This is a genomic window from Veillonella seminalis, assembly GCF_003992065.1.
GTDB lineage: Bacteria > Bacillota > Negativicutes > Veillonellales > Veillonellaceae > Veillonella_A > Veillonella_A seminalis.
Genome location: NZ_RQUZ01000009.1, coordinates 69,198 through 96,114 on the forward strand (window position 1 = coordinate 69,198; position 26,917 = coordinate 96,114).

19 protein-coding genes and 1 tRNA gene are annotated in these 26,917 nt (G+C 41.0%); 1 reads left to right on the plus strand and 19 read right to left on the minus strand.

Features of this window, described 5'->3' with window-relative positions; all coding sequences use genetic code 11:
• Positions 1 to 114: 114 nt before the first annotated feature.
• The 10 genes from EO126_RS07250 to EO126_RS07295 form a co-directional block, all read right to left on the minus strand.
• Entirely contained in the window at positions 115 to 963 is an 849-nt protein-coding gene (locus EO126_RS07250; protein ID WP_006556699.1) for a 50S ribosomal protein L11 methyltransferase, read from the minus strand.
• Positions 964 to 1,004: 41 nt separating this feature from the next.
• The gene (gene dnaJ / locus EO126_RS07255; RefSeq protein WP_006556698.1) at positions 1,005 to 2,183 is read right to left on the minus strand and encodes a molecular chaperone DnaJ; all 1,179 of its coding nucleotides are present in this window, start codon (positions 2,181 to 2,183) and stop codon (positions 1,005 to 1,007) included.
• An 18-nt stretch (positions 2,184 to 2,201) separates the two neighbouring features.
• A complete protein-coding gene (gene dnaK / locus EO126_RS07260) occupies positions 2,202 to 4,055 on the minus strand; it encodes a molecular chaperone DnaK (RefSeq protein WP_006556697.1) in 1,854 nt (617 codons plus the stop codon).
• A gap of 107 nt (positions 4,056 to 4,162) precedes the next feature.
• Positions 4,163 to 4,762: a nucleotide exchange factor GrpE gene (gene grpE, locus EO126_RS07265; RefSeq protein WP_040771318.1), complete on the minus strand. Its 600-nt coding sequence runs from the start codon at positions 4,760 to 4,762 to the stop codon at positions 4,163 to 4,165.
• 16 nt (positions 4,763 to 4,778) lie between these two features.
• Positions 4,779 to 5,801 (minus strand): heat-inducible transcriptional repressor HrcA, encoded by a 1,023-nt coding sequence (hrcA, locus tag EO126_RS07270; protein ID WP_006556695.1) that lies wholly within the window; start codon positions 5,799 to 5,801, stop codon positions 4,779 to 4,781.
• A gap of 258 nt (positions 5,802 to 6,059) precedes the next feature.
• Entirely contained in the window at positions 6,060 to 7,991 is a 1,932-nt protein-coding gene (locus EO126_RS07275) for an OPT family oligopeptide transporter (RefSeq protein WP_006556694.1), read from the minus strand.
• A 393-nt stretch (positions 7,992 to 8,384) separates the two neighbouring features.
• Positions 8,385 to 9,035: a potassium channel family protein gene (locus EO126_RS07280; RefSeq protein WP_006556693.1), complete on the minus strand. Its 651-nt coding sequence runs from the start codon at positions 9,033 to 9,035 to the stop codon at positions 8,385 to 8,387.
• A gap of 60 nt (positions 9,036 to 9,095) precedes the next feature.
• On the minus strand, positions 9,096 to 10,469 hold the full coding sequence (locus tag EO126_RS07285) for a TrkH family potassium uptake protein (RefSeq protein WP_006556692.1): 1,374 nt from the start codon (positions 10,467 to 10,469) through the stop codon (positions 9,096 to 9,098).
• Positions 10,470 to 10,735: 266 nt separating this feature from the next.
• Positions 10,736 to 11,344: an NAD(P)/FAD-dependent oxidoreductase gene (locus tag EO126_RS07290; RefSeq protein WP_006556691.1), complete on the minus strand. Its 609-nt coding sequence runs from the start codon at positions 11,342 to 11,344 to the stop codon at positions 10,736 to 10,738.
• A 244-nt stretch (positions 11,345 to 11,588) separates the two neighbouring features.
• On the minus strand, positions 11,589 to 12,323 hold the full coding sequence (locus EO126_RS07295; protein WP_006556690.1) for a hypothetical protein: 735 nt from the start codon (positions 12,321 to 12,323) through the stop codon (positions 11,589 to 11,591).
• A 207-nt stretch (positions 12,324 to 12,530) separates the two neighbouring features.
• Between EO126_RS07295 and EO126_RS07300 the strand changes: the two genes are divergently transcribed.
• Positions 12,531 to 12,606, plus strand: a tRNA-Ala gene (locus tag EO126_RS07300).
• An 85-nt stretch (positions 12,607 to 12,691) separates the two neighbouring features.
• On the opposite strand, the gene hemW is transcribed toward EO126_RS07300, so the two are convergent.
• From hemW to miaB, 9 genes are all read right to left on the minus strand, one after another.
• Positions 12,692 to 13,870 carry a radical SAM family heme chaperone HemW gene (gene hemW / locus EO126_RS07305; protein WP_127008201.1) on the minus strand — a complete coding sequence of 393 codons (1,179 nt, stop codon included), beginning with the start codon at positions 13,868 to 13,870 and terminating at the stop codon, positions 12,692 to 12,694.
• 92 nt (positions 13,871 to 13,962) lie between these two features.
• Entirely contained in the window at positions 13,963 to 15,765 is a 1,803-nt protein-coding gene (gene lepA / locus EO126_RS07310) for a translation elongation factor 4 (protein WP_127008203.1), read from the minus strand.
• A 276-nt stretch (positions 15,766 to 16,041) separates the two neighbouring features.
• Complete coding sequence (gene mnmA / locus EO126_RS07315; protein WP_127008205.1) at positions 16,042 to 17,103, minus strand: tRNA 2-thiouridine(34) synthase MnmA; 1,062 nt, start codon at positions 17,101 to 17,103, stop codon at positions 16,042 to 16,044.
• A gap of 407 nt (positions 17,104 to 17,510) precedes the next feature.
• The gene (locus EO126_RS07320; RefSeq protein ID WP_006556686.1) at positions 17,511 to 18,755 is read right to left on the minus strand and encodes a methionine gamma-lyase family protein; all 1,245 of its coding nucleotides are present in this window, start codon (positions 18,753 to 18,755) and stop codon (positions 17,511 to 17,513) included.
• Positions 18,756 to 18,889: 134 nt separating this feature from the next.
• Positions 18,890 to 19,822 carry a tRNA (adenosine(37)-N6)-dimethylallyltransferase MiaA gene (gene miaA / locus EO126_RS07325; protein WP_006556685.1) on the minus strand — a complete coding sequence of 311 codons (933 nt, stop codon included), beginning with the start codon at positions 19,820 to 19,822 and terminating at the stop codon, positions 18,890 to 18,892.
• 63 nt (positions 19,823 to 19,885) lie between these two features.
• Positions 19,886 to 20,656 carry a class I SAM-dependent methyltransferase gene (locus EO126_RS07330; RefSeq protein WP_164726714.1) on the minus strand — a complete coding sequence of 257 codons (771 nt, stop codon included), beginning with the start codon at positions 20,654 to 20,656 and terminating at the stop codon, positions 19,886 to 19,888.
• Between the two features lie 35 nt (positions 20,657 to 20,691).
• The gene (gene mutL / locus EO126_RS07335; RefSeq protein ID WP_006556683.1) at positions 20,692 to 22,776 is read right to left on the minus strand and encodes a DNA mismatch repair endonuclease MutL; all 2,085 of its coding nucleotides are present in this window, start codon (positions 22,774 to 22,776) and stop codon (positions 20,692 to 20,694) included.
• Entirely contained in the window at positions 22,776 to 25,487 is a 2,712-nt protein-coding gene (gene mutS / locus EO126_RS07340) for a DNA mismatch repair protein MutS (RefSeq protein WP_127008207.1), read from the minus strand. Before mutS ends, mutL begins: the two co-directional genes overlap by 1 nt.
• A 117-nt stretch (positions 25,488 to 25,604) precedes the next feature.
• Positions 25,605 to 26,915: a tRNA (N6-isopentenyl adenosine(37)-C2)-methylthiotransferase MiaB gene (gene miaB / locus EO126_RS07345; RefSeq protein ID WP_127008209.1), complete on the minus strand. Its 1,311-nt coding sequence runs from the start codon at positions 26,913 to 26,915 to the stop codon at positions 25,605 to 25,607.
• Between the last annotated feature and the right edge of the window lie 2 nt (positions 26,916 to 26,917).

Sequence of the window (26,917 nt, forward strand, 5' to 3'; positions counted from 1 at the left end):
TAACCCCTCGGTTAATTCACAATGTCAATTGTAAAACTTCGAGAAATTACTCTTTAATGTGTTTAAGCTCTTAATTTTCAACAAGCTTATAAAATTTTAACTCAACTAAGAGACTCATTGCTTTAAGGCAAATGTGTGCCATGAGCCCTTAACCACTTCTTCGACAATTTGCCAATTATTTTTTATATACGGCATGATTTCCTCATAGCGGTCATCAATGATACCACTGATGATTAAAATGCCGTCTAAGGCTAATTTAGTGCTTATAGCAGGCAACAGAATCTTCAAAGGATCAACCGTAAGATTCGCCATGATTAAACCCGCTTTACCGGTGAAATCGGTGGCCAAATCACCGCAGATAATTGTTGCTTCAACATCATTAGTCTTACAATTAGCCTTAGCCTGTTCTGCCGCCCTTTCCTCAATATCAATACCGACTAAATGGGGAATTCCCAGAGTATGAGCTACAAGGAGTAAAATCCCCGTCCCCGTACCGATATCAAGGCAAGTCTTTTTTTCTTGACCGTATTTAGCCATTAATTCAGCACAGGCTTTCGTCGTCTCGTGAGCTCCGGTGCCAAAAGATAAGTCGGAATCAATGGTTAAAACCTTTTCACCGGCTTTTGGTGTATATTCTTTCCACGCCGGTCGAATCACCACATTCGGTAAAATTTCACTTGGCTCAATATATTGCTGCCAATTATTATACCAATCGTTGTCAGTAACTTCTTTGGCATATAAATGCTTGTAGTCAAACTGTGCCGTCTTTAAAGCATTACCAATCAATGTTTCCCATTCTTTCGGCGTCTTTTCAGCATCACCATATAAAGTAAGCTGTACCCATGCCGGTTCATTCGGTAAATCTTCTTCTATAAAACCGTTGCTGCTGAATGTGTCAAAAAGAGTAGTCACCTCTTCAATGACTACTCTTTCGATGGCAACGGATATTTCTATCCATTTCATTATATACCTCCGGTCCTGAACATGAAGTTCAGGCGAGCTTTTCAATCACCGCATAAGGCATCTTTGAATTTATCACCGATTTTTTCTAAAATGCTCTTACTCTCTTTTAACACAGATACATCTTCTTTGCCTTCTTTAGCAAATTGTACCAACAACTCACGTTGTTTTTGAGTTAATTTCTTAGGTGTCGTAACCGTTACACGAACATGTTGGTCACCGCGCTGACTCGGATTTCGTAAGTACGGAATCCCTTTGCCTTTTAAGCGGAAAATTGTACCGGTCTGTGTACCTTCAGGAATCTTAAGTTCTACTTTACCGTCTAAGGTATTAACCATGATTGTGGCGCCGATGGCTGCCTGAGCAAAGGAAATTTTAGCTTCGCTTACTACTTCATTGCCTTGACGTTCGAACTCGCGACTTGGTTTTACATAAATGTAAACATATAAATCGCCTTTAGGACCGCCTTTAATCCCCGGTTCACCTTCATTAGCTACGCGCAAACGGGAACCGCTGTCAACACCGGCCGGAATTTTTATTTCAATCTTGCGACGAGCCACATTTTCACCACTGCCGTGACAAACTCTGCAAGTTTTTTCAATCTTTTTACCGGAACCGTGACAAACGGAACAAGTACGAGCAGAACGCATTTGACCGAACGGTGTATTTTGAACCACAGTTTCTTGACCACTACCATGACAACGCGGACAAGTTTCTACCTTGCTGCCCGGTTCACCGCCGGTACCGTGACAATGAGTACATTCTTCGTGACGTTGCACTTCAATCGTCATTTTACGACCGAAAGCGGCATCTTCAAAGCTGATTTCCACATCATGACGAAGATCGTCACCTTTTTGCGGACCGTTATTTTGTTGACCGCCACCGCCGAAGAACATGTCAAAAATATCTCCAAAGCCGCCGGCCTGGCCGCCAAACCCACCAAAACCGCCTTGACCGCCAAAGCCGCCGAAACCACCGGCCCCGGCGCCGCCACCTTGAGTGAAGGCGTCATGACCGTATTGGTCATACTGGGCTCGCTTGGTTTCATCAGACAATACTTCATAGGCTTCGTTTGCTTCTTTAAACTTTTCTTCCGCCTCTTTCGGATTGTCGCGGTTTACGTCAGGATGGTATTGGCGTGCTTTTTTTCTAAACGCTTTTTTTATTTCATCTTGAGAGGCATTTTTATCGACCCCTAAGACGTCATAATAATCCTTCGCCATCAGTTAATTACCGTCCTCTTAGTCTTTTTTATCGTCTTTTACTTCTGTGTATTCAGCATCTACAACATCATCGTTCTGCTGTGCGCCGCCTTGAGCACCTTGAGCGCCCTGAGCATCACCGGCAGTCTGCTGAGCAGCTTGGGCCTGTTCATACATCTTAGTAGATAATTCGTATAAAGGTTTAGTCAATTCTTCGCTCTTAGCTTTGATGTCTTCTACATTACCGGATTCAATAGCGGCTTTCAAAGCATCTTTAGCTTTAGTAACTTGTTCAAGAGTTGCAGCATCAGCTTTACCTTCAAAGTCTTTAACAGCTTTTTCAGCTTGGTATACTAAGGAATCAGCGTTGTTTTTAACTTCGATTTCTTCTTTTTTAGCTTTATCTTCAGCAGCATGTGCTTCAGCTTCTTTAACCATGCGGTCAATTTCGTCTTGTTTCAAACCGCCGGAAGATGTAATGGTAATAGCCTGTTCTTTACCGGTGCCCATATCTTTAGCTTTTACATTAACGATACCGTTAGCATCGATATTAAATGTAACTTCAATTTTAGGTACTCCACGTGGAGCTGCAGGAATACCGGTCAATTCAAAACGACCAAGTGTTTTATTGTCCGCAGCAAAATCACGTTCACCTTGTAATACGTGAATATCTACAGCCGGTTGATTATCGGCAGCTGTGGAGAATACCTGGCTCTTGGATGTAGGAATCGTAGTGTTACGATCGATAATGCGTGTGAAAACACCGCCCAATGTTTCGATACCCAAGGACAATGGAGTTACGTCGAGAAGCAATACGTCTTTAACTTCACCAACGAGTACACCGCCTTGAATAGCAGCACCAACGGCTACACATTCATCAGGGTTAACGTTTTTAGTTGGTTCTTTACCAAGAACGCGTTTGATAGCTTCTTGAACAGCCGGAATACGGGAAGAACCACCAACAAGTAAAATTTTATCAATTTCGCCTACGCTGAGACCGGAATCGGCCAAAGCTTTACGAGTAGGTTCGATAGTAGCTTCTACCAAGTCGTGAGTCAATTCTTCAAATTTTGCACGAGTCAAAGTTAAATCCAAATGTTTAGGGCCGGTAGCATCAGCTGTAATAAATGGTAAGTTAATGTTAGTACTCATAACACCGGATAATTCGATTTTAGCTTTTTCTGCCGCTTCTTTTAAACGCTGATCGGCCATTTTGTCTTGAGACAAATCAATGCCGGTATCTTTTTTGAATTCTTCAATCATCCAATTCATGATACGTTGGTCGAAGTCATCGCCGCCCAAGTGGTTGTTACCGCTGGTAGCTTTTACTTCGAATACGCCGTCACCGAGTTCAAGGATAGATACGTCGAATGTACCGCCGCCAAGGTCAAATACGAGAACTTTGCCTTCTTCGTCTTTATCTACACCATAAGCCAAAGCTGCAGCTGTTGGTTCGTTAATGATACGAAGAACATCGAGACCTGCGATAGCGCCGGCATCTTTAGTAGCCTGACGTTGGCTGTCGGTGAAGTAAGCAGGTACCGTAATAACTGCCTGAGTTACTGTTTCACCAAGGTATGCTTCTGCGTCAGCCTTCAATTTTTGAAGAACCATTGCAGAAATTTCCTGCGGTGTATATTCCTTATCGTCGATTTTTACTTTGTAGTCACTACCCATGTGACGTTTAATGGAAGAAATAGTACGTTCAGGATTGGAAACAGCCTGACGTTTTGCCAACTGACCAACTAAACGTTCACCATTTTTTGCAAAACCTACAACGGAAGGAGTTAAACGAGAACCTTCCTGATTTGTAACAACGACAGGTTCGCCGCCTTCCATAACAGCGACTACAGAGTTTGTTGTACCTAAGTCAATACCAATTACTTTTGCCATTTTAAATGACCTCCTATGTGTTCACATAAATTGCTATATATTGTCATGTTAATCTCAAATATAAGCTAACGGTTCAGATTTAATCTATTCCGTTTTACTTAGCGAAATTAATCATTATGAACTACTTTAACCATAGCCGGACGTACCGTTTTACCATCTACGGTATAACCGGTTTGTAATACTTCGCATACTGTATCGTCATCATATTCATCAGACGGTACACGCATGATTGCTTGATGATAGTTCGGATCGAACGGTTTCCCTACCGCATCGATTACAGCCAAGCCATGTTTACTGAGCATTGCCATAAGGTTCTGATGAATCATCACAAAACCGTCAAGGAATGCTTTTGTTTCAGCTGTTGTCGGAGCCTGTAAAGCCCGTTCGAAATTATCCAGCACGGAGAATAAATCTTTCATTACATCTGCTTTAACAAATCCGGCCAATTGATCTTTTTCCTGCAACGTGCGTCGCTTGAAATTATCAAAGTCGGCTTGCAAACGAACAAATCGTTTTTCTGCTTCCGCCAATGCTTCTTTAACGGCATCAGCTTCCGTCGTTACTGTTTCACCTGCAGCTTTCGCTTCAGTAGCTGCAACATCTTCTGCACTTTCTACAGTTACTTTAGGTTCGTCGGCAACGTTCATTTCATCAGTTACTGTTTCTTGCGTAAAGTCTTCAGCCTGTTTCATCTCGTCTGCTCCCATCGTGAGTATCACCTCATTACTTTCTGTTTTTATTTTCCGCCAATGCACGCATAAAATCTTGCATATACGATAAAATACCAATGATTCGGCTATACTCCATACGAGTAGGTCCTAATATAGCCAATGTACCGATTCGCTCATCTTTATCACCAAAATCAGCCTGAATAACACTTAAATCTTTAAGCGGTTCCGCCTGATTTTCACTGCCGATGGTAATGCCGATACCGTTCTTCTTAGACGCAGCCAGTAACTGATTCAATTGATCCTGTTCTTCCAACATCGACAGAATCGGTTGTACTTTCTTTATGTCTTTGAATTCCGGTTGTTCCAAAAGTTCAGTCGTACCGACCGAATAGAACAGCTTACGTTTAGCAATGGCTCGATATAAAGTCTCAGCCAATATGAGTAATACCGCTCGCGGCCCTTCAATGAGCTGAACCGTAGCTTCCAAGTTCTGCATGGTCATACTCGATAGCCGTACATCCTTGAGGACATTGGTAAAGCGAATTGCCAATGAAGCTAAAACGTCATCACTGACAGCTTCTTTAAAATACATCGGCTCATTGTCCAATGCACCCTGATCGGTTACCACTACCATGATGGCCCGGTTCTCACCTATCGGTAGCACATGAATAAATTTTAAAACCGACGTATCATGCGCCGGCGCCAAAAATAAACTCATGTTATGACTGATTTGCGAAATCAGTTTGGCTACATTTAAGAAGAAATCTTCAAAGTTAGCCGGTTTTTCTTGCCATATTTTATTGATTTTTTCTGCATCTTCGCGCTCTGTGCCGTTCGAATGCAACATAGCGTCTACATAGAATCGGTAACCCTTAGCTGATGGAATACGACCTGCTGATGTATGCGGTTGTTCCAAGAAACCAAGTTCTTCCAAATCGGCCATTTCATTACGAACTGTGGCCGGGCTGACACCCAAATTATAATTTTTAGCCAATGTTCTTGAACCGACCGGCTCGGCCGACTTTATGTAGTCTTGTATGATAGCGTGTAAGATGCGCTGTTTACGTTCATCCATGTTCACACCTCATTGTTAGCACTCATCAACATCGAGTGCTAATCACAGCTATAATGTTATCATAAAACGTCAAAATGTCAAGCTTTTATTTCGTACAAATTTCGTATAACCTCGCCTATTTACTGATTAGTCAAAAAATCAAAGGGCCTTTAAAGATCTTTGACCTTTAAAAGCCCTTATGTAAAACATTTTAAATTAACTTATAAATTACAAGTCATTTACATTAATGACTTACCACATAGTACATCGGCAACTAAATTATTTAGCCACTCGTTTACGGGTTGCAATTTTATAAATCATTACGCACAAAGCAAGATAAATAACGATACCGAGGTAAGTTGCTTCCGGAGTCTTTTCCCAAGCATCCAAGAACCAATCAACACCGGCAATTTTAAGCACGGCACTGATTAAGGAGCCGATAGCACCGCCGGCTACGAAACCGGAGGCTACAGTACCGCCTTCAGCTACACGAGCTTCACTTTCAGCTTCGTCTTTGCTGCTGCGTTTAACTAAGTAAGAAATGAAACCGCCTACTAAAATCGGTATATTGATTTCCATCGGTAAGTAAGCACCAAGAGCGAATGCCAATGGCGGCACGCCAATCATCCAAAGTAATACGGCAAAGATAGCACCGAGAATATATAATTCCCATTGAGCACTACCGCCGGTCATCAAAGGTTCAACGATAGCAGCCATAGCATTAGCCTGAGGAGCATTTAAAGCACCGTCACCTACGAAACCATATGCATTGTTAAGCAAAATCAAAACGCCAACGCATACGATGCTGGCGATGACAACACCAACCAATTGCCACAATTGCATTTTTGCAGGCGTAGCACCGGTTAAATGTGCTACTTTCAATTCGGACATGAAGTTACCGGCTACACCGATAGTGGTTGCCAAGAAGGCTGCCATCATCAAGATAGCAATAATACCGGTTGTACCGCCCATACCAACTGCGGACAAAATAACGGCACTGATTAAAATCATGAAAATCGTCATGCCGGATACCGGTTCATTACCGGTAAACGCGATGGAACTGATACCTACAACTGACAATAAGAACGATAAAATCAATACAATAAAGAAAGCTAAAACTGTTTGTAGGAATGTTTCAGCATAGAAAATGTGGAAGAAAATAGCAAATAAAATGGTTGTTAAAACGATACCTAAGCCCAATACGGAAGATGGTAAATCAAGCTGGGTACGCAATACAGTAACTGTAGTGGTTTTACCACGGCTGAACATATCAACAATAGCGCGTTTCATTATTTTGCTTACTACATTGGACATGGTCAACAAACCGATAACACCGGCCATGGCAAGCATACCGATACCGATATGACGAACATAAGTCTTGAATACGTCACCGGTCGATGCATCGGCCAAGAGAATTTCTTTGCCCCCTACCATCATCATATGGTCGCCGCCGATGAAGTAAAATAACGGAACCATCACGAACCAGGCAAAGAAAGAACCGGCTGCAATAATAGAACCATAACGAATACCGGTGAAATAACCTAAACCTAATAAAGCAATATCACTATCTAAAGATAAGTGCATTTTACTGTTCTGCTGGAAAACTTGACCCCAACGAAATGTAGTAGTGGAGAAAACTTCACGCCACCAACCGAGAGAGTTCAATACAAAATCATAACCTAAACCGAGTAAACCGCTAAGTGCCATGAGTTTTGCTTTACCGCCGTCATTACTGCTCAATACTTCGGCAGCGGCACGACCGCTTGGGAACGGATACGCATGGTGCATTTCTTCACAGAAATACTGACGGAAGAATACGCAAAGGAATACGCCCAATAAACCGCCTAATACGATAGGCACCATCATCTGAAAAACCGTTACGCTATGAATATCGAGAATAAAAAGAGCCGGTAAAATGAACATTACCCCTGCAAGTACGTTAGTACCCGAGCTGGCAATCGCCTGAATGTGAACGGTTTCAGCGAAAGCATTCTTACGTTTGAAAAGAACCGCCATCCCCATAGCCAAAATAGATACCGGCGCAAAAGCGTCGACTGTCTGCCCGATCTTCAAGCATAAATAACCTACGGCCAAAGCAAATAATGCGGCAAAGAAGAGCCCCCAGAAAATAACATAACTGTTAATTTCCTCATAATTTTTGGTCGGATCCATAATCGGACGGACCTCATCGTGATGATTTTGTACTGCCATGTCATCATCTCCTTAGATAAAAACACAATAACAAAGTGAAAAATTAAAGATAATTAAAAGCTTTACCTAAGGAAATTTCTTCGGATGCCTACAATCAACCAAGAATCCCACCTGCTCCGAACCGATTCTTATCTAGTCCACTACACAAAAACTTTTCTCTTTCACTATTACACAATCAAAGGGGCTCTCCACTACGTGGAAGCCCCCTTTTTCTCTACTTGAATTATATGTTTAATGTTACTCTTTGTCAACGAGCAGTGCACATAGCATGCATAATCAGTATATAAGCCCTCAAAAAACGGCCCATTACTAACTTAAGTCATATCTCATTAATTAAGATTTATTGAGAAAGCACATACGTCCCCTGCTATCGTTCACTTTTGATTGTAAATTTTATTGACTCAGTTTAGTTATATCTTCATTACGCCCGATTACAATTAACATATCATCATCTTGCAGCGGATTATTCGGATTCGGCGGTGCAATGACATTTTTATCACGTTTCACCGCCACAATATTTACATTATAATGTTTACGAATATCAAGTTCCACCAATGTATGACCTACCATAAATTGCGGTATTCCCATTTCCACCAAGCCGATATCTTGCGACAATTGGAAATAATCAACAATATTTTCACGAGTCAGCATTTGAGCAACCCGTTCTGCCATATCCATTTCCGGGAAAATAATCAAATCGGCACCGACACGTTCCAATAACTTACTTTCCATCGTTGTGGACGCTTTTGCGACAATATAAGGAGTATGTAATTCTTTAAGGACCATGGCAGATAAAAGCTTAGCCTTTAGATTATCGCCGATAGCAATTACTACCACATCAAGTTCCTGTAAATTTAACTGACGAATCGTATCTTCATCACTGAAGTCGCCCACAATACTATGCGTTAAATACGGAGCCAGTTTTTGCACCAACGTTTCTTCAATATCAATGCCTACCACTTCATGACCTAAAGCCGCAACCTGTTTGGCCAATGTACCGCCAAAACGTCCTAAACCTATAATACCGATTGTTTTACGCTTCATTTATATTACCTCTGTTTTTTAATAACCGACTACACATGCCATCAACCATAACCTTTTCAGCTACAACAATACATTGTCTTCCGGATAATAAGCCGTCGTCGTACTGCGGCGTTTTAAGAAGAAAGCCCCTATCAAGGTAAGCACTCCGATACGTCCCGTATACATCACTATAATAAGTGTTAATTTACTGATTGTTGAAAGTTCCGGTGTAATCCCGATGGTAAGCCCCACCGTGGCAAACGCTGACGTAACTTCGAATAATAAATCTAAAAACGGGAATGTTTCAACACCGGCTAACACAAAGGTGCCCAATACCACCAATATAGCCGAAAAGAACACAATACCGCAAGCCTTATAGATAACACTTTGACTTAAACTTCGTTCAAAAATTTCAACTCGTCTTGTGTTTGTAAACAATGATCGAGACGTAGCCCAAAGTACCGCCATAGTGCTGATTTTGATACCTCCACCGGTCGAATTTGGTCCGGCCCCGATAAACATGAGAACAACTGTAATAAAAACGGTTATAGGATGTAAGTCCGCATAATTTAAAGTCGATATTCCCGCTGTACGCGGCGTTATAGCTTGGAACAAAGCCCCCTGGAATTTAGTAGCCAATGGTAAACCTTGCAACGTTTGATTCCACTCCCAGCCTAAAATACTAAGCGTACCAAAAGTAACTAAAATAAGTTCACCCATGAGCATTACCTTGGTATGTAATGTTAAATGAGTAAAGCCCCGTTTACGATTATTCCAGATATCAAAGGACGCCATATACCCAAAACCGCCAATAAGGATGAGCACGCAAGTTGTAAGAGTAAAGCCCCAGTCACCCACCATTTTATACGGTAAATTATTATCGAAGAAAACAAAACCTGCATTACAGAACGTAGATACCGCCTGATAAAATCCGTAATAAACAGCACTGTAACCTAAGTACGGATATAGATCCAAAGTATAAGCTATGCCGCCCAAAAACTCAAAGCCAAAAGTAAGAATCGCAATCTGTTTAAGCACAGTCCGGACAGAAATATTGTCTTGACCAATATCTTCTTGTAACAACAATTTATTCTCTAAGCCTACGCGGCGTCGTAACACAATGAAGATAAATGTAGTAAACGTCATCGTTCCCAAACCGCCGATTTGAATAAGTAATACCATCACTGTCTGCCCGAAAATGCTCCAATGTTGAAAAGTGTCTACGGTACTTAGTCCCGTTACAGACACACAGGAAACAGCCACAAAGAGTGCGTCTACAAAAGGCGTTCTGCTCCCGTCAAGCGTTGCCCAAGGCAGACTCAATAAAAATCCGCCAAACAGCATGAGTAAAGCAAAGCTTAATGCCAATAAGCGCTGCGGATTGGTCATTAAGGAGTTTTTGAATTTTTCTTGCCACGTTAGCGGCCGATGTGTAAAATTCGGTCCTAATATCATAATTTCCTCGAATCGCCGTTTTTAATAATAGTAAAATACTGAAGCCTGTAACCATTTTAATATTATAACTGTTTACATGTTAACCTTTTAACCGTTTAACCGGTTCTATTGCCGGCTTTATACTTTAAAAACTTCCATAGCTCTTCCGCTATTTTTCATATTCATATTATACATCAATCAGGGAATAAAAAGAAAAACTCTTTTAAGATGACCGATAAAATCAATTCTTAAAAGAGTTTAATTGCATTCAAGGTGATAGTATTTAATTATTCAACTTCGGCTGTTGTTGCGAACGGATTACCTAAGCGAGCCAACATGTGATCGAATTTTTCTTTTGGCATGGCATTATCTTTGTACCATTGCATTAAAAATTCAATTTTATTCTGTGCTTCTTCAGGTGTTAGTTTTTTTGCCAATACTTCGCCCCCTTTAGGACGATTACCGCTTTTACCGCCGGCTACCAATACATAACCGTCAGGCATGCCGTACAAACCGATATCTTTAATCATCGGTTCCGCACAACAACGCGGACAACCGCTGATACCGATGCGAAGTTTATTTGGCATATCTTCACCGAAATGATGCTCGTCAATATATTTTGCTACCGGAATAGTCTGCATAAACGCATGGGAGCAACCGTCAGTACCGCGACAAGCCGTAACAGAGTTAACCGCCGCATGCTTAACCTGTTGTACCCCTTCAGGTAATTGTTCCAAAATCGCCGCCTTGTCTTCCTTGGTAATGTCATAAATCTGAATCCCTGTAGCTACGATTCGAAAATTCCCTTTATATTTGTCAACTAATTCTATAATAGCGTGTAGTTGTTCGCGTGAAAATTCACTAAATAAAGAGTGTAAAATAATGGATGTTTTCATATGTACTCCTCAGTCATTTGATTAACAATAAACGTATATTGTTGTACCCTCAGTTTGATACAATCACTTACAATACCGACAGACCTTACACTTTATACCGTTATGTATAATTCATTATATTATTTGTATCATATTCTTATTTTAAAGGGCTGTGACAAATATCACCAAATAACTAAAAGTTATGATTTAACGAAGTAAAGTTTTTGAAAATTAAGTGCTTAATCGCTGTCAGCATAAAGAGAAACTATACTGAAGCTTTGGAACCGCCTATAGATTCAATATCGGTAGCTTTTTCGACTTCTTCTTTGTTTACCGCAGCCTCGGTCATACCTGTCAAACTGTCATCCGATGCATACGAAGATTTTCCCCTTTCAAAACGCCCCCTTTTCTCACGATTACTGTTATCGAGAGATGATTCACCGGCTTCAATAATAGCCGTTATTACGTCGGTAGCATCCACCTTATCTTTAGCCTCTTCCGTATTGAGTAAGGCCACATTCTTCTGTAAAAAACGTCGCCATACATATTCCACACTGGCCGTCGTATATAGTAAAAAGTAAAAATAAGTAGCTGCCGATGCCCCCATATAAAGCAAGTAAATATTCATACCGTTATATGTATCGACTATCTGTCCCGACTGCATTTCCTGCATTAAAAGCACCATAATCAACATAGCAATAATACCGAGCACAATCGCCACGGTTAACGCTACCGCATATAAAATAAAAAGAAAGGCAGTATTAGATACATGTGTATCGGGAAACCGTTTAGTCAAACCTTTGGTGTATAAATTACGACATAAAAGTCCGGCAACGGTAATAACAACAAATAAAACAACACCGGAAACTAAATAAAATCTGTCACCCGTTACATATCCGTAAATGCCTTTACTCACTAAAAATACAGCACATAAACTTAATAAGTCGAAAATTATGCCGGCAAAGCAAGCTCGCCAGCCAAAATTCACATAGTCTTTCATGGTCCAATCTTCCTTACTTTACATCACTAAAATATTCCATTTATTAATAGTAAAAGCATACCACGAATACATACCTCTGACAAGTTACACATGTATATTCTCCCTTGATCGAGCTATGTAAATTTATCATATTTATTTTGTCACTGTCACGTAAATTTTTATTGACAAAAGTCTAATCTATTTAGTATTATATTATCTGTAATGCATGGGGGTATAGCTCAGCTGGGAGAGCGCTTGAATGGCATTCAAGAGGTCAGCGGTTCGATCCCGCTTATCTCCACCACATTAGAAAAGACGCACATGAGTGCGTCTTTTTTTGTTATCTGATTGAATTATACCAATCAACAAGTCGGTATACCAATCTTCACTTACCGAATAAACTGACTAAACACATAATTACCATGCTTAGCTCCGTCACGAGTGAGTCGCCAAGTATCTACGTCCGCTATTAGTAAACCCTGCTTTATTAACAAATCTATTTCATCGCCGAAAATATCTCGAACGGACATATTGAAACGTTCATTAAAGGCTTTTTCGGAAAGCCCCCACTTCGTACGCAATGCCAAAAAGCAAAAATCTTCTACTGCGCGGTCTTCACTGATTTTCTCTTCAACCACAACCGGCAATAATTCCTGCCGCAAACGATTTATATAAGGTACTACATAGGGCTCGTTATTGCGTCGTACATTATTATAGAAGGAATAGGCCCCGGCACCGAAAGCTAAATAGTCTTTATACTGCCAATAACGCAGATTATGATAGCTGTAGGAACCGTTATTGGTAAAGTTGGAGATTTCATAACGCTCAAAGCCGTTAGCACTAAGTTCATCAAGCATACAATCATACATGGCTTCGTTTTCGTCATCTGACGGCAAATCAAGGTCCCCCAATTCCACCTGTTTATGTAAATTAGTGCCCTCTTCCAACTGCAAACCGTAAATCGAAATATGACTGACACCCAAATCGACCAATGTTTTTACATTGGTCTTTATGTCGTTTAAGGACTGTCCCGGCAGTGCATAGATTAAATCACCACTTACCGATTGAAAACCAACGGATAAAGCATCGGTAATCGCCTGTTTCGCCATATGCGCATTATGACCACGTCTGAGCAGCTGCAACAAATCATCATCAAAAGTCTGAACGCCGTAGCTAAGGCGAGTAACACCTAGGGATTTTAGCCCTTTCAGGTAGTCAATGTCGATTTCCCCCGGATTCGCTTCCATGGATAATTCACGGACAGAATCACAAGGATAGTAAGTATATAAAGTATCTAAAATCTGCTCTAACTGAATTAACGATAACTGTGTTGGTGTACCGCCACCAAAATAAACCGTGTTTACCGGAATTTTAGCACTTTTAGGATATGTTTCGGCCCATAGTTTTATTTCAGCACACAAAGCATCAACATAATCATCATAATAGGCTTCCAAACCTTCGTAGGAGGCAAAATCACAGTAAGAGCATTTTTTACGACAAAACGGGATATGAAGGTACACCCCCATATCCCGAGAAGTCGCAAAAGAGGGTGTGAATGTTAAATCCATACACAATCTCCTTTATCTTTTTGAAAAACCAGTATCTGAACTATTATTAAGCCCAAATTGAAGTGGTAATATAATTTAAAATTTAATCTGAATTATTTGTCGTCAACTTTAAGAATGGCCATGAACGCTTCTTGCGGAATTTCTACACTACCTACCGCCTTCATACGTTTCTTACCTTCTTTTTGTTTTTCCAACAATTTACGTTTACGGCTGATATCGCCGCCGTAACATTTAGCCAACACGTCTTTACGCCAAGCTTTAACCGTTTCACGAGCCACAATTTTATTACCGACTGCTGCCTGAATCGGAATTTCAAACATTTGACGCGGAATGAGTTCTTTTAACTTTTCAGCCAAGGCACGTCCGCGTGTAGCCGCTCTGTCTTTATGAACAATAATACTCAAAGCGTCAACCGGTTCCCCATTTAAGAGAATGTCCATCTTAACCATCGGCGATGCCTGATAACCGATGAGTTCATAGTCTAATGAAGCATAGCCTTTCGTAGCGGATTTCAATTTATCAAAGTAATCGTAAATGATTTCGCCCAATGGCAAGTGATATACGATGGATACACGAGTTTCGTCCAAATATTCCATGGATTGGTATTCACCGCGCTTATCCTGCGATAATTCCATAATGGCACCTACAAAGTCCTTAGGAACAATGGTTGTTGCCTTTACATACGGCTCTTCGATGAAGTCAATTTCCGTAGGTGGCGGCAATTTGGACGGATTGTCAATTTCTAAAATCTCACCGTTTGTCTTATGTACTTTGTAGTTTACGCTCGGCGCCGTCGTAATTAACGTTAAGTTGTATTCACGTTCCAAACGTTCCTGAATAACGTCCATGTGCAAAAGACCAAGGAAACCGCAACGGAAACCGAAACCCAAAGCGATGGATGTTTCCGGTTCATATTCAAGAGCTGCGTCATTTAAGTTCAGTTTTTCAAGAGCATCACGCAGATTGTCGTAATCCTTGCTGTCTGTCGGATAGAGACCGCAATACACCATGGATACCGCTTTGCGATAACCCGGTAACGGTTCTGCCGCCGGATCGTCAGCTTTAGTAATTGTATCTCCTACATGGCAGTCGCCTACATTTTTAATGCTCGCCGCCACACAACCTACACTGCCGCATGACAATTCATCCACCGGCAATAAGTTTGGTGTGAAAACGCCAAGCTCGGTCACTTCAAAGTCTTTATTATCGTGCATCATACGAATGATGTCACGTTTTTTAAGAGAACCTTCTTTAACGCGTACATAAGCGATAGCGCCTTTGTAAGAGTCAAAACGGGAGTCAAAAATAAGAGCGCGTGTCGGTTGATCCGATTTGTCTTCCGGTGCCGGAATACGTTCAACAATGGCTTCCAAAATATCCTGAATACCGATACCGGATTTAGCACTCGCCAAAATCGCATCGGATGCATCAAGACCGATAATATCTTCAATTTCTTTTTTTACACGTTCCACATCGGCACTCGGTAAGTCTATTTTATTAATTACCGGAATAATTTCCAAGTCGTGTTCCAACGCCAAGTAAACATTGGCCAAAGTCTGTGCTTCAACGCCTTGTGCTGCATCTACAACGAGCAAAGCCCCTTCACAAGCAACTAAGGAACGGGATACTTCATAACTGAAATCCACGTGGCCCGGGGTATCGATCAAGTTTAAGGTGTATTGGTTACCGTCTTTAGCGGTATGCAATAAGCGAACGGATTGGGCTTTAATGGTAATCCCACGTTCACGTTCCAAATCCATGGAATCAAGCACCTGAGCCTCCATCTCACGTTTTGTGAGCGTTCCCGTTGCTTCTATCAAACGGTCAGCCAAGGTGGATTTCCCGTGGTCTATATGGGCAATAATACAGAAATTACGAATATGGTCAGTTGACATGCTCTATTCTCCTCACAAATGGCTTAACTTCGTCATTTTCAACGATTTAAGTAGCAAAATAATTGAATAGCACTTAAATCTCGATAAATATAAAAGAACTAAAATTATTAAATAATTCTAGTTTAACTTTGCTTACTATATACATATACTATAATCTATTTAAATATTATAACATTAGTATGGCATATCGTCTATTATTACTAAGGTACAAAAACGCCTGTAACCGCACTTGGTTACAGGCGTTCTGCATATAGTATTATATTTGCTTACCAATCTTTAGCAAACAGTTTCGATTACACCGCCGCCTAATACTTGAGTGCCTTCGTAGAATACTACGGATTGACCCGGTGTAATAGCGCGTTGTGGCGTTTCAAAGACAACTTCCATGGTTTCATCGTCAAGGATACGGGCTACACATGGCGAAGGGTTCGCTGCATAGCGAATCTTGCCGGCTGCATGTAATTCCTTTGGAATCGTACCGGATAAGAAGTTGTAATGTTTACAAATCATGCGATTTGTGAATAAACTTTCATCAGGACCGACGATAACTTCGTTCTTTTCACCATCAAGGCGTACTACGTAAAGCGGATACTTATAAGCAACGCCGAGACCTTTACGCTGACCGATAGTGTAGTTGAACAAACCGTTGTGACGGCCTAAAATTTCACCGTTTTCATGAACAATATTGCCCGATTTAGGTGCTTCAGTCAATTGTTTTTGAATAAAGCCCTGATAATTGTGATTTGGTAAGAAGCAAATATCTTCGCTATCCGGCTTGTTAGCTACCGGTAAATCGCGGTCATTTGCCATTTCACGAGTCAAGGTCTTCTTCTGAGCGCCCAATGGGAACATCAAATGGCTTAAGATATCTTGATTCAAGGTGTAGAGTACATAACTCTGATCCTTGGATGGATCTGCCCCTTTATGAACTTCATAAAGCTTTGTTGCTTCATTATAACGCACCTGTGCATAGTGACCTGTTACCATATGCGTAGCACCCAATTCAAGCGCACGTTTTAACAACAGATCAAATTTAATATTTTTATTGCAGAATACACAAGGATTCGGTGTACGCCCAGCGGCATACTCGTTAACAAAATAATCAACTACATTTTCGTAAAAAACATCCCGAGCATCTACTACATGATGCTCAATGCCGAGAAAATCACACATTTTCTTAGCATCCGTTACGGCTAACGGCACATCCTCAGGATCTGCATCGCTTACCCATAAACGCAAGGTAATACCAAATACCTTATACCCTTGTTCTAACAGCATCGACGCTGTTAAGGAGCTGTCGACGCCCCCACTCATTGCAACTGCTACAACGTTTTCCATGCTTTCTCCTTCTGTAGGTCGCCTGACCTGTTCAGTAAACTCAATATACATCATACAGAGTGAAAGTCCGAATATGTATATACCGACTAATAAAAATAAAAATACACAAATGCTTTAAAGTAATTAATTTTTTCAAGAAAAATCGCTATTAATCAGAACTAGCATCTTATCGTTCTAAAAAATCTCAATTATTCTAAAAAATACACATTACTTATACTAAAGCAACAGTTAGTATACCATAAAACAGGCGTAATATATAGAGATATCTTAATCTTATGATTTTTGGAATCACATTACATCCTATACTTACGCCTTATTTTACATCTTAAATTTGCACTTACATTAAAGCTCAGATCTAAATCTTACATGATTCGTAAGAACTACTGCTATTTACGGCTCAAAAACTATTACGCTTTTCGATTAGCTAAAATTTCTTCAGCTGATCCTAAAATACCGAGCATCGAATGTTCAAATACAAGGCCGCCTTGCATGAAAATAGTATATGGTGCACGTACCGGACCATCGGCACTGAGTTCAATGGATGAACCTTGTACAAAAGTACCGCCGGCCATGATAATTTGATCCGTATAGCCCGGCATATCGCCCGGAACCGGACGAACATGCGCATCTACCGGCGAATAAGCCTGCATACCGCGACAAAACTGTTCCATTTCATCCGCATTATTAAGATTAATAGCTTGAATCAAGTCAAAACGATCGGAATCAACTTTCGGAAATACTTCATACCCCAAAAGTGTACCTACCGCTGCTGTATATACAGCACCTTTCAGTGCCTGCAATACTACATGAGGAGCCAAGAATAAGCCTTGGAAGAATAAGCGATAACCCGGCGAATAAGAACCCATGTGATCACCTAAGCCCGGTGCCGTCAATTCATAGGCCACGTCTTCCACTAGCGTTTCTTTGCCGGCTACATAACCGCCGGTCGGAGCAATACCGCCACCGGCGTTCTTAATTAAAGAACCGGCCATAATATCGGCGCCGTGTTCCAATGGTTCTGTAGTTTCCGTAAATTCACCGTAACAATTATCAACGAAACAAATTGTCTTCGGATTCTTAGCCTTAACAGCCTTACAAATCTTTTCAATATCCAATACGGAAAGCGGTTCACGCGTACTGTAACCGCGTGAACGCTGAATAACGACAACACGTGTACTTTCGTTAACCGCAGCCACAATACCGTCCAAATCATAGGTATTGTCTTTTAAAGGCACTTCTTTATAAATAAAACCACGTTCAACCAAAGAATTGCGCACCGGATGCGGTACACCGATTACTGATTGCATCGTATCATACGGGGCACCTACAGCATATACAAACTCTTTACCCTGTTTACCACTGCCCAATAAGGCAATTAAGGTTGTTGCCAAAGCATGCGTACCGGAAACAAAGTGAGCACGAACCAACGCTTTTTCCGCTTTAAAAACATGGGCAAAAACTTCATCCAATTTTTCACGACCGCTGTCATTATAGCCGTAGCCGCTGGACCCGTTAAAGTGATAATCACTTAATTGGCACTCTTTAAAAGCTTCCAATACTTTCTTCGTATTATGTAATGCAATAGGTTTAAATTTCTTAAATTGAGGCTCTGCCATACGCAAAGCTTCGTCCCGTATACTATCTAAATTCATTATCTAATAACTTCCTAACTTAAAAATTAATATTAGAGCTCCAAACAGTAAGCTCCCTAAAAAATAACATTGACGATTAATTGAGTAATTAATTTTTAATCATCTGCTCAATTATACGCCTAAACATTAGCTGTTTAAACCATTAATCCCGATTTATGAATTATTTCTAAAGCCTCTTCAAAAATAGAATCCCCTGTGCGATTAGAATCACAATCAAGCCAAGTTATATATGGCATACGCTTATACCAAGTAAGCTGACGTTTGGCAAAATGGCGCGTATTTTGCTGAATAGCATTAATGGCTTCGGCCTTCGTATACTCACCGTTAAAATAGGCCACCACTTCTTTATAGCCGATGCCTTTAAAAGCCTGACACTGAGGTGAAACACCGGCCGCCAAAAGTTGTTCTACTTCTTCAAAGAGACCCTGCTCCACCATTATATTTACGCGCAAATTAATGCGTTCATACAGTTCATTACGATTGCGTCGTAAGCCGATTACAGGTCCTTCATAGGACAGCCCCGCCTTAGTTTGATTGGTAAGAGCTTCATAATTTCCCTGCTCCATCAATTCGATGGCTCGGAATAAACGGTGTTTATCGGTAAAACGAAGTTCTATATTAGCTTTTTGAGCCAATACCTTAGCATACGCTAAGAGTCCTTCATCACCTTTAGTCTGCCATAACTCATCAAGTCGATCACGTATTTGTGTATTCGGTCCCTCGACGGAAAAATCATACCCTTCCAGAAGAGACTGTACATAAAACCCGGTACCGCCTGATAAAATCGGCATATGACCGTCTTTATGAGCTGCCGTAATTTCCAAACGTGCCTCGTGCTGAAAATCAGCCGCACTATAAGATTCATCAGCCATGCGAATATCAATTAGACGATGAGGTACCGCTTGCAACTCCTCAATAGAAGGTTTGGCCGTACCGATATCCAAGCCTTTATAGATTTGGTAGGCATCGCCGGAAATGACGATACCGTTCAGACGTTTTGCCAAGCTCAATGTCAAATCGGTTTTGCCTACGGCGGTAGGTCCCAAAATTGTAATCAATTGCTCCATACGATACCTCCTTTCTATTAAACTCAACGAATAATTCAATGTTACTCAAAGCTGCAAACTATTTCAAACTTTATAAACACCAAAAGCGACACGGCTATATTTACCACCAAATAGTTCATCCGGCGGCAGCGTTTGAAAAATCGAACTAAACGGACGCTCTTTAACGATAACTCGCTTTTTAGCTACCCGTTTAGCTTCCTGTAATACAGCTTCGGTAAAACCAGTTTCCACCAAATGCCCCCGCAAACTTAAGAACTGCGGACTTTCTGTCACCGGTACTTCAAACATGGGATCAAAATAAACCATATCAAAGCTGTTATCAGCAGATTTTTTCAAGAAATCTTCAAAGCGAATAGCACATACTTGAATTCGCCGTAAGGCAGCCGTAACCTTATCATTCTCATGGACAAAATGACGTAAACCATAATTAGTCACATAGGCCAAAAGCGGATTACCTTCAAGAGCTACCATCTTTTTACACTCGGGCTTGGCATAGGCCACAACAATACTGTCACTGCCAAGACCGGCTGTACAATCTAAAAATGATGTAATAGGCTCAGTACCGACAGCTTCAATTAAATGGTCTGTTTGTCCCCGGTCATAAGCAATTAAACGCAAGTGCGCCATAGAAAGATGAAACTCATGAGCCTTACCTTCACCCGTATACAGTTGAGGCCCTTTTTGACTGAATATTAAAATATCCTTGCCTTTATGTGCGGCTTGCAAATTAGCCAATGATACGCGCTTACGCTCTACATAGGATGCTCCTAATAAAAGAGCGACTGCCTTAGCCTCTTCTATCAGATTCCCCTTGCCTTTTTGTGAAGTTATCACAATAGAACAACTCTTTAAATTACTATCACTCATCATTAGCTCCGTAAGAACAATTTACCCAGTTCGTCCGGTGTAAACTTAATAATCGTCGGACGTCCGTGAGGGCATACATATGGTTTATCGGTGTGGAATAAATCTTCAATCAAAACAGACATTTGATAGGTATTCAAGGTATGACCGGCCTTAATAGCACCGCGACAAGAAGCATATGCAAGCATTTCATGACGCAATTGTGCTTTCGTTGGGGTCTGATAATCTTTTAACAAAGAAAATACATAGCGCAAGATTTCTTCCCCTTTGCTTTCCACTAAATCAATAGGCATACCTTCGATTTTTAATTGTGTCGGACCGCCTTGAACCACTTGAAATCCTAGATTTAAAAGAGTCTCATTTTGTTCTTCCGCAATAATTAACTCCTCTTCATTGGCATCGATATATTGCGATATCAAAAGTTCCTGCATGGGAATCGATTCTGCCGATTTGCAGAGTTGATCATAACGAATTCGCTCGTGAGCCGCATGCTGATCAATAATATAAAGATTATCGCCTTTTTTAGCCAATATGTAACAAGCTGCTACCTGTCCCAACGGCAATAAACCGGTAGTATTAACACTGAAGGAACGTGTATTTGATTCACTTGCGCCGGCTGTATTTTGAGAAATCGGTGCTTGGCCCGCCTCGCCGTACTCGGAATTACTCCGTAGATTGGCGGCTAACTGACGAAATCGTTCCTTGTCCTCAGCCGTATAACTCTTAGGTATCACGGCATCTTCAAAATCACCGGATTCAATCCAAGAACTTTGCTCATAGGTTGTTCGTTTTGGAGCTTCATAGCCTTCACTGCGAATTTTATTGATAAATTCATTTGTTTTCTCACGAGCCTGCTCGGTTACCCCGGTAAACGGATATGTCGGCTGAGATGTATTTCCCGGATTACTAGAATTAACTGAATCGAACTCAAGATTAATGGCACCTTCTCCGTCTACCTTAATATCGATATCATTAATTTTTGCTATATCATGACGAGTAAAAGCTTTATCATAATTAACCGCCGTCGTAATGCTGTCATCACCGGTCACGAAACCATCCATAGCCGACATAGCTACGTCATTACGGCCTGCTACCTGTTGCATAGGATTTTGCAACGCTTGTAAAATTGCATGATATACGGCCTTAAAAACAGGCTTATCGTCTTCAAATTTAACTTCACTCTTGCGCGGATGCACATTAATATCTACAGTTCCCGGCGGTACGGTAATAGTGAGTAATACTAAAGGATAGCCGCCTTTTGGCAATAATGCATGATACGCATTATCAATCGCCTTAGTGATAGCTTTATCGCCGATAACACGATTATTGACTACTACGGTTTGCCAAATACGGCTGCTCTTTAACAAAGTAGGCTTACTTACAACGCCTTGAATATGTATGCCTTCCGATTCATAAACAATGGGAAAAATATCATCACTGACTTTATAACCATATAAAGCAGACACTGTATCAATAAGATTGCCATTACCCGGTACAACAATACTTACCGTATCATTGTTAATTAATTTAAAGGCTACATGCGGGTTACTGAGAGCCAATTTCCCTACAATATCCTGTATTTTGGCACTTTCGGTTCGTTCCGTTTTTAAAAACTTACGACGAGCCGGTGTATTGAAAAATAAATCCCGTACTTCAATGGTCGTTCCAGGCTGTGCCCCAAAAGGCAAACAATCGGTAAACTTACCGCCATCGATAAGAATTCGAGTCCCCAGTTCTTGATCTACTTTACGCGTTGTAAGGCTAAAATGGGATACCGAAGCGATACTGGCCAATGCCTCACCACGAAATCCTAATGAAGCAATATCAAATAAATCATCAACGGAACGAATCTTACTCGTTGCATGGCGTAAAACCGCCAATCGAGCGTCCTCTTCTGACATACCTGAGCCATTGTCGGTAACACGCATATATGTAGTGCCGCCGTTGGCAATTTCAACTTCGATGGACGTAGCTCCGGCATCAAGCGAGTTTTCCAATAACTCTTTAATAACCGATGCCGGTCTTTCTACGACTTCACCGGCCGCTATTTTATTGATTGTCACTTCATCAAGGACATGAATCAAAGCCATTAACGGCCACCTCCCTTACGGGCATCTTCCTGTAATTTATAAAGTACATTAAGTGCCTCAATCGGTGTCAAACTCATCACGTCGACGGCCAACAAATCATCAAGAACGGATGTGGTAAACAGATTGGCATTAGTGGGCATAGAAAATGTCGTATCATTGCTATTACCGGAATGAACAGGATTCGTTGTTCCCGTACCTGTTTGAGGATCCGTATTATTTATAATAACTTGACCGGCTGTACCGGTCATGGCAGCTTCGCGGACACTACCGTTATTTACGTGAGATACGGCGGCCTGTTCCGTAGCCGAGCCTTCCAGTGCAGCTAAGATTACTTCGGCACGCTTTAATACGGAATTTGGTAAACCTGCCAGTTTGGCTACATGAATACCATAACTTCGGTCTGCACCGCCACGCACAATACGGCGTAAAAAGACAACATCTTTGCCTTTTTCTTTAACTGCTACGGTGTAATTTTTAAGCTTTTCATATTGTTCTTCCAAACAAATAAGCTCGTGATAATGTGTAGCGAACAATGTTTTACCGTGAATATGTTTACAAATATATTCCACCACGGCTTGAGCAATACTGAGACCGTCAAAAGTACTTGTCCCACGCCCGATTTCATCGAGGATGAGCAAACTGTTGGATGTGGCATTATTAAGAATATACGCTACTTCTTTCATTTCTACCATAAATGTACTTTGACCGGTAGAAATATCATCACTGGCCCCGACACGTGTAAAAATACGGTCAACCGGTGAAATTACAGCCTCACGAGCCGGAATAAAAGAACCGATTTGGGCCATAATCATGAGTACCGCAACCTGACGCATATAGGTGGATTTACCGGCCATGTTAGGTCCAGTAATGAGTAGGAATTCTTCACCGTTATGATTTAACGTAACATCATTCGGCACAAACACTTCTCGTTTTAAAAACTTCTCAATTACCGGATGACGACCGTCACGAATTGTGATTTGACCGTTCATCGTCATAGTCGGACAAATATAATTTTCTTCGTAGGCCACTTGGGCCAAACCGGATAATACATCAAGATTCGCCAACGCATGAGCCGTTGCCTGGATTGGTTTAACTGCGGCTTTAACAGATTCACGAATTTCCTGATATAATTTCTGCTCCAAGGAAATAATTTTATCTTTGGCACTTAAGATATTAACTTCAAATTCCTTGAGTTCAGGCGTAATATATCGCTCTGCATTCGCCAAGGTTTGTTTACGAATAAAATAATCCGGTACATCGGCCGCATTGGCATGCGATACTTCAAAATAATAACCAAATACTTTATTGTAACCGGTTTTTAGTCGGATCCCTGTTTTGGAACGAGCCTCTTCTTCCAAACGATGCAACCATTCCTGGCTGTTTGTTGCCATAGAACGTAAATCATCAAGTTCTTGATTGAAACCGTCTCGAATAACACGGCCATCCTTCAAAGTAAGGGCCGGCTGTTCCGCAATAGCTCGATTTAATAAATCATACACATCCGTATGACAATCAATTTGACTTACTGTTTCTTGTAAAAGCGTACTTTCAAAAACACCGGCAATCGTTACCAAGTCCGGCAAAATACGCAAAGACTCACGAAGTGACGTAAAATCACGCGGTGAAACGGAGCCTGTTTCTACGCGAGCCAAAATACGTTCAAAGTCAAAAATAAGCTTCAATAATTCACGTAAACGACCCTGTTCAGTCGGTTTCACAATGAGTTCCGTAATAGCTCGTTGGCGTCGTTCAATGTGATGAATATCCATCAGCGGACTTTCCACCCATTGTTTCAGAAGACGGGCCCCCATAGGAGTCAAGGTTTTGTCCAAAACCTGCAAGAGCGTTCCCTTTACACCGCCATCACGCAAATTATGAGTTACTTCCAAATGACGAAGGCTCGATGTATCGAGCACCATGCGATCGCCGATATGAAGCGGATGAATGTAATTAATGTGCGAAATGTCTGTTTTAATGACTGTAGCAAGGTAGGTTAATAAATATCCCAAACCTTCCAATACATCTTCTTCCAACAAACCGGCATCGGCAAAGTGAATCATGCCCTGTTCACGAACATCGGCTACCGGTAAATTAGGCATGAACGGCGATAATGCAACGTTTTCCAATTGAACATCGATAAAGTCCTGTAATTCTTTGCCCAGCGGCAAACTACCAACCGTTACAATTTCCGATGGACGATACATAGTCAATGCATCTTGTATGGCACTTTGGCGCTCACCATGATTAATTCTATCCCAAATGACTTCACCGGTGGAGACATCACAGAAAACCAGAATTAACGCCTCATCGGTACGATAGAAAAGTGCCAGGAAGTTATTTTCGCGAGCTTCCGTACCATTTTCGGTTAACACCGTGCCCGGCGTAATAACGCGAATTACATCGCGTTTAACAATGCCCTTAGCCTCTTTCGGATCTTCTACCTGCTCACAAATAGCTACCTTATAGCCTTTTTTTATTAACTTTTCAATATAGCTTTCTGCTGCATGATACGGCACCCCGCACATAGGCGCTTTCTCTGCCTCGCCTGAGTTGCGTCCGGTCAGGGTTATATTGAGCTCTCTTGAAGCCGTTAAAGCATCATCATAAAAGAGTTCATAAAAATCACCGAGGCGAAAGAACAACAACTCTTCTTTATATTTTTCTTTTATGGAAAAATACTGATCCATCATAGGCGTTTGTTTTTTACTCATAGACGCCTCCACTTTCTAATAATCTATTTATATAGAGTCAATAATCAAGAATACTGTATTTTTACGATAAATACTTACATTTTAACTTGATTATCTCATATTGCCATCAATTAGTAATTATACGATTGTACCGTATAAAATCCACGTTTGTGCACGATCAACACGGGCATTTACAGTTTGTCCGATTTTTAAATTCTCATCTTTAGGGAATAAGATCATCTTATTGCCGGAAGTGCGGCCAAACCAAACATCTTCATCATTACGGCTCGGACCTTCAACAATGATTTCATACGTTTTACCTTCCATTTCCTTGTTAAGTTCTAAGGAAATTTCATTTTGTACGTCCATCAAAGCTTGTAAACGTACGCGTTTCACTTCTTCAGGCACCTGATCTGCCATCGTAGCAGCCGGTGTACCCGAGCGTTTAGAGAAAATAAAAGTATATGCCATGTCATAGCGAATATCTTTTAATAATTGCAAAGTAGCTTGGAAATCTTCTTCCGTTTCGCCGGGGAAACCAACAATTAAGTCGGTAGTCAACGTAAGTCCCTTGATTTTTTCACGACAATAGTCGATTAATTCTTTATAATGTTCTACCGTATAGCGGCGGTTCATTTTTTGTAAAATGCGGTTAGAGCCGGATTGAATCGGTAAATGCAACTGGGTAACCACATTGGTTGAACGACCTAGAGCATCAATCATTTCTTTATTCATATCCTGAGGATGGCTTGTCATATAACGAATACGTTCAATCCCCGGAATACCGTCGAGTGCATCGATTAAATCGCCAAAATGAGTACCGTCTTTAAAGTCCAAACCATAAGAGTTAACATTTTGGCCCAATAAAGTAATTTCTTTATGACCGCTTTGACCTAATTTTTTAACATCTTCTACAATGGCCTCAATCGGTCTGCTGATTTCACGACCGCGCACATGTGGAACGATGCAATAGGTACAGAACTTATTACAACCGTTCATAATCGGTACCCATGCGGAGAATGTCCCCATCGGCTTTGCTTCCAATTCATGAAGCACTGTATTATCCATTTCAATATTAATCTGATGTTTATGAGTACGTTGTACTTCTGCTACCATTTCATTGATATGACGCAAGTTATGAGTTCCCAACACGATATCAATGTGTGGAGCTCGTTTAAACATATCCGCCTGGTTTTTCTGGGCCATACAACCGGTAATTGCAATAATTAAATTCTTATTCTTTTCCTTTAAGTGTTTTAATTCACCGATGCGGCCGTAAATTTTATGTTCTGCGGTTTCACGCACACAACAAGTATTTAAAATAATTAAGTCCGCTTCTTCAAAATTTTCTGTATTCGTATATCCGGCTGTTTCCAACTGATGGGCCAAACGTTCCGAATCACTTTCGTTCATTTGGCAACCATACGTAAATATATAGTACTGCTTCATAT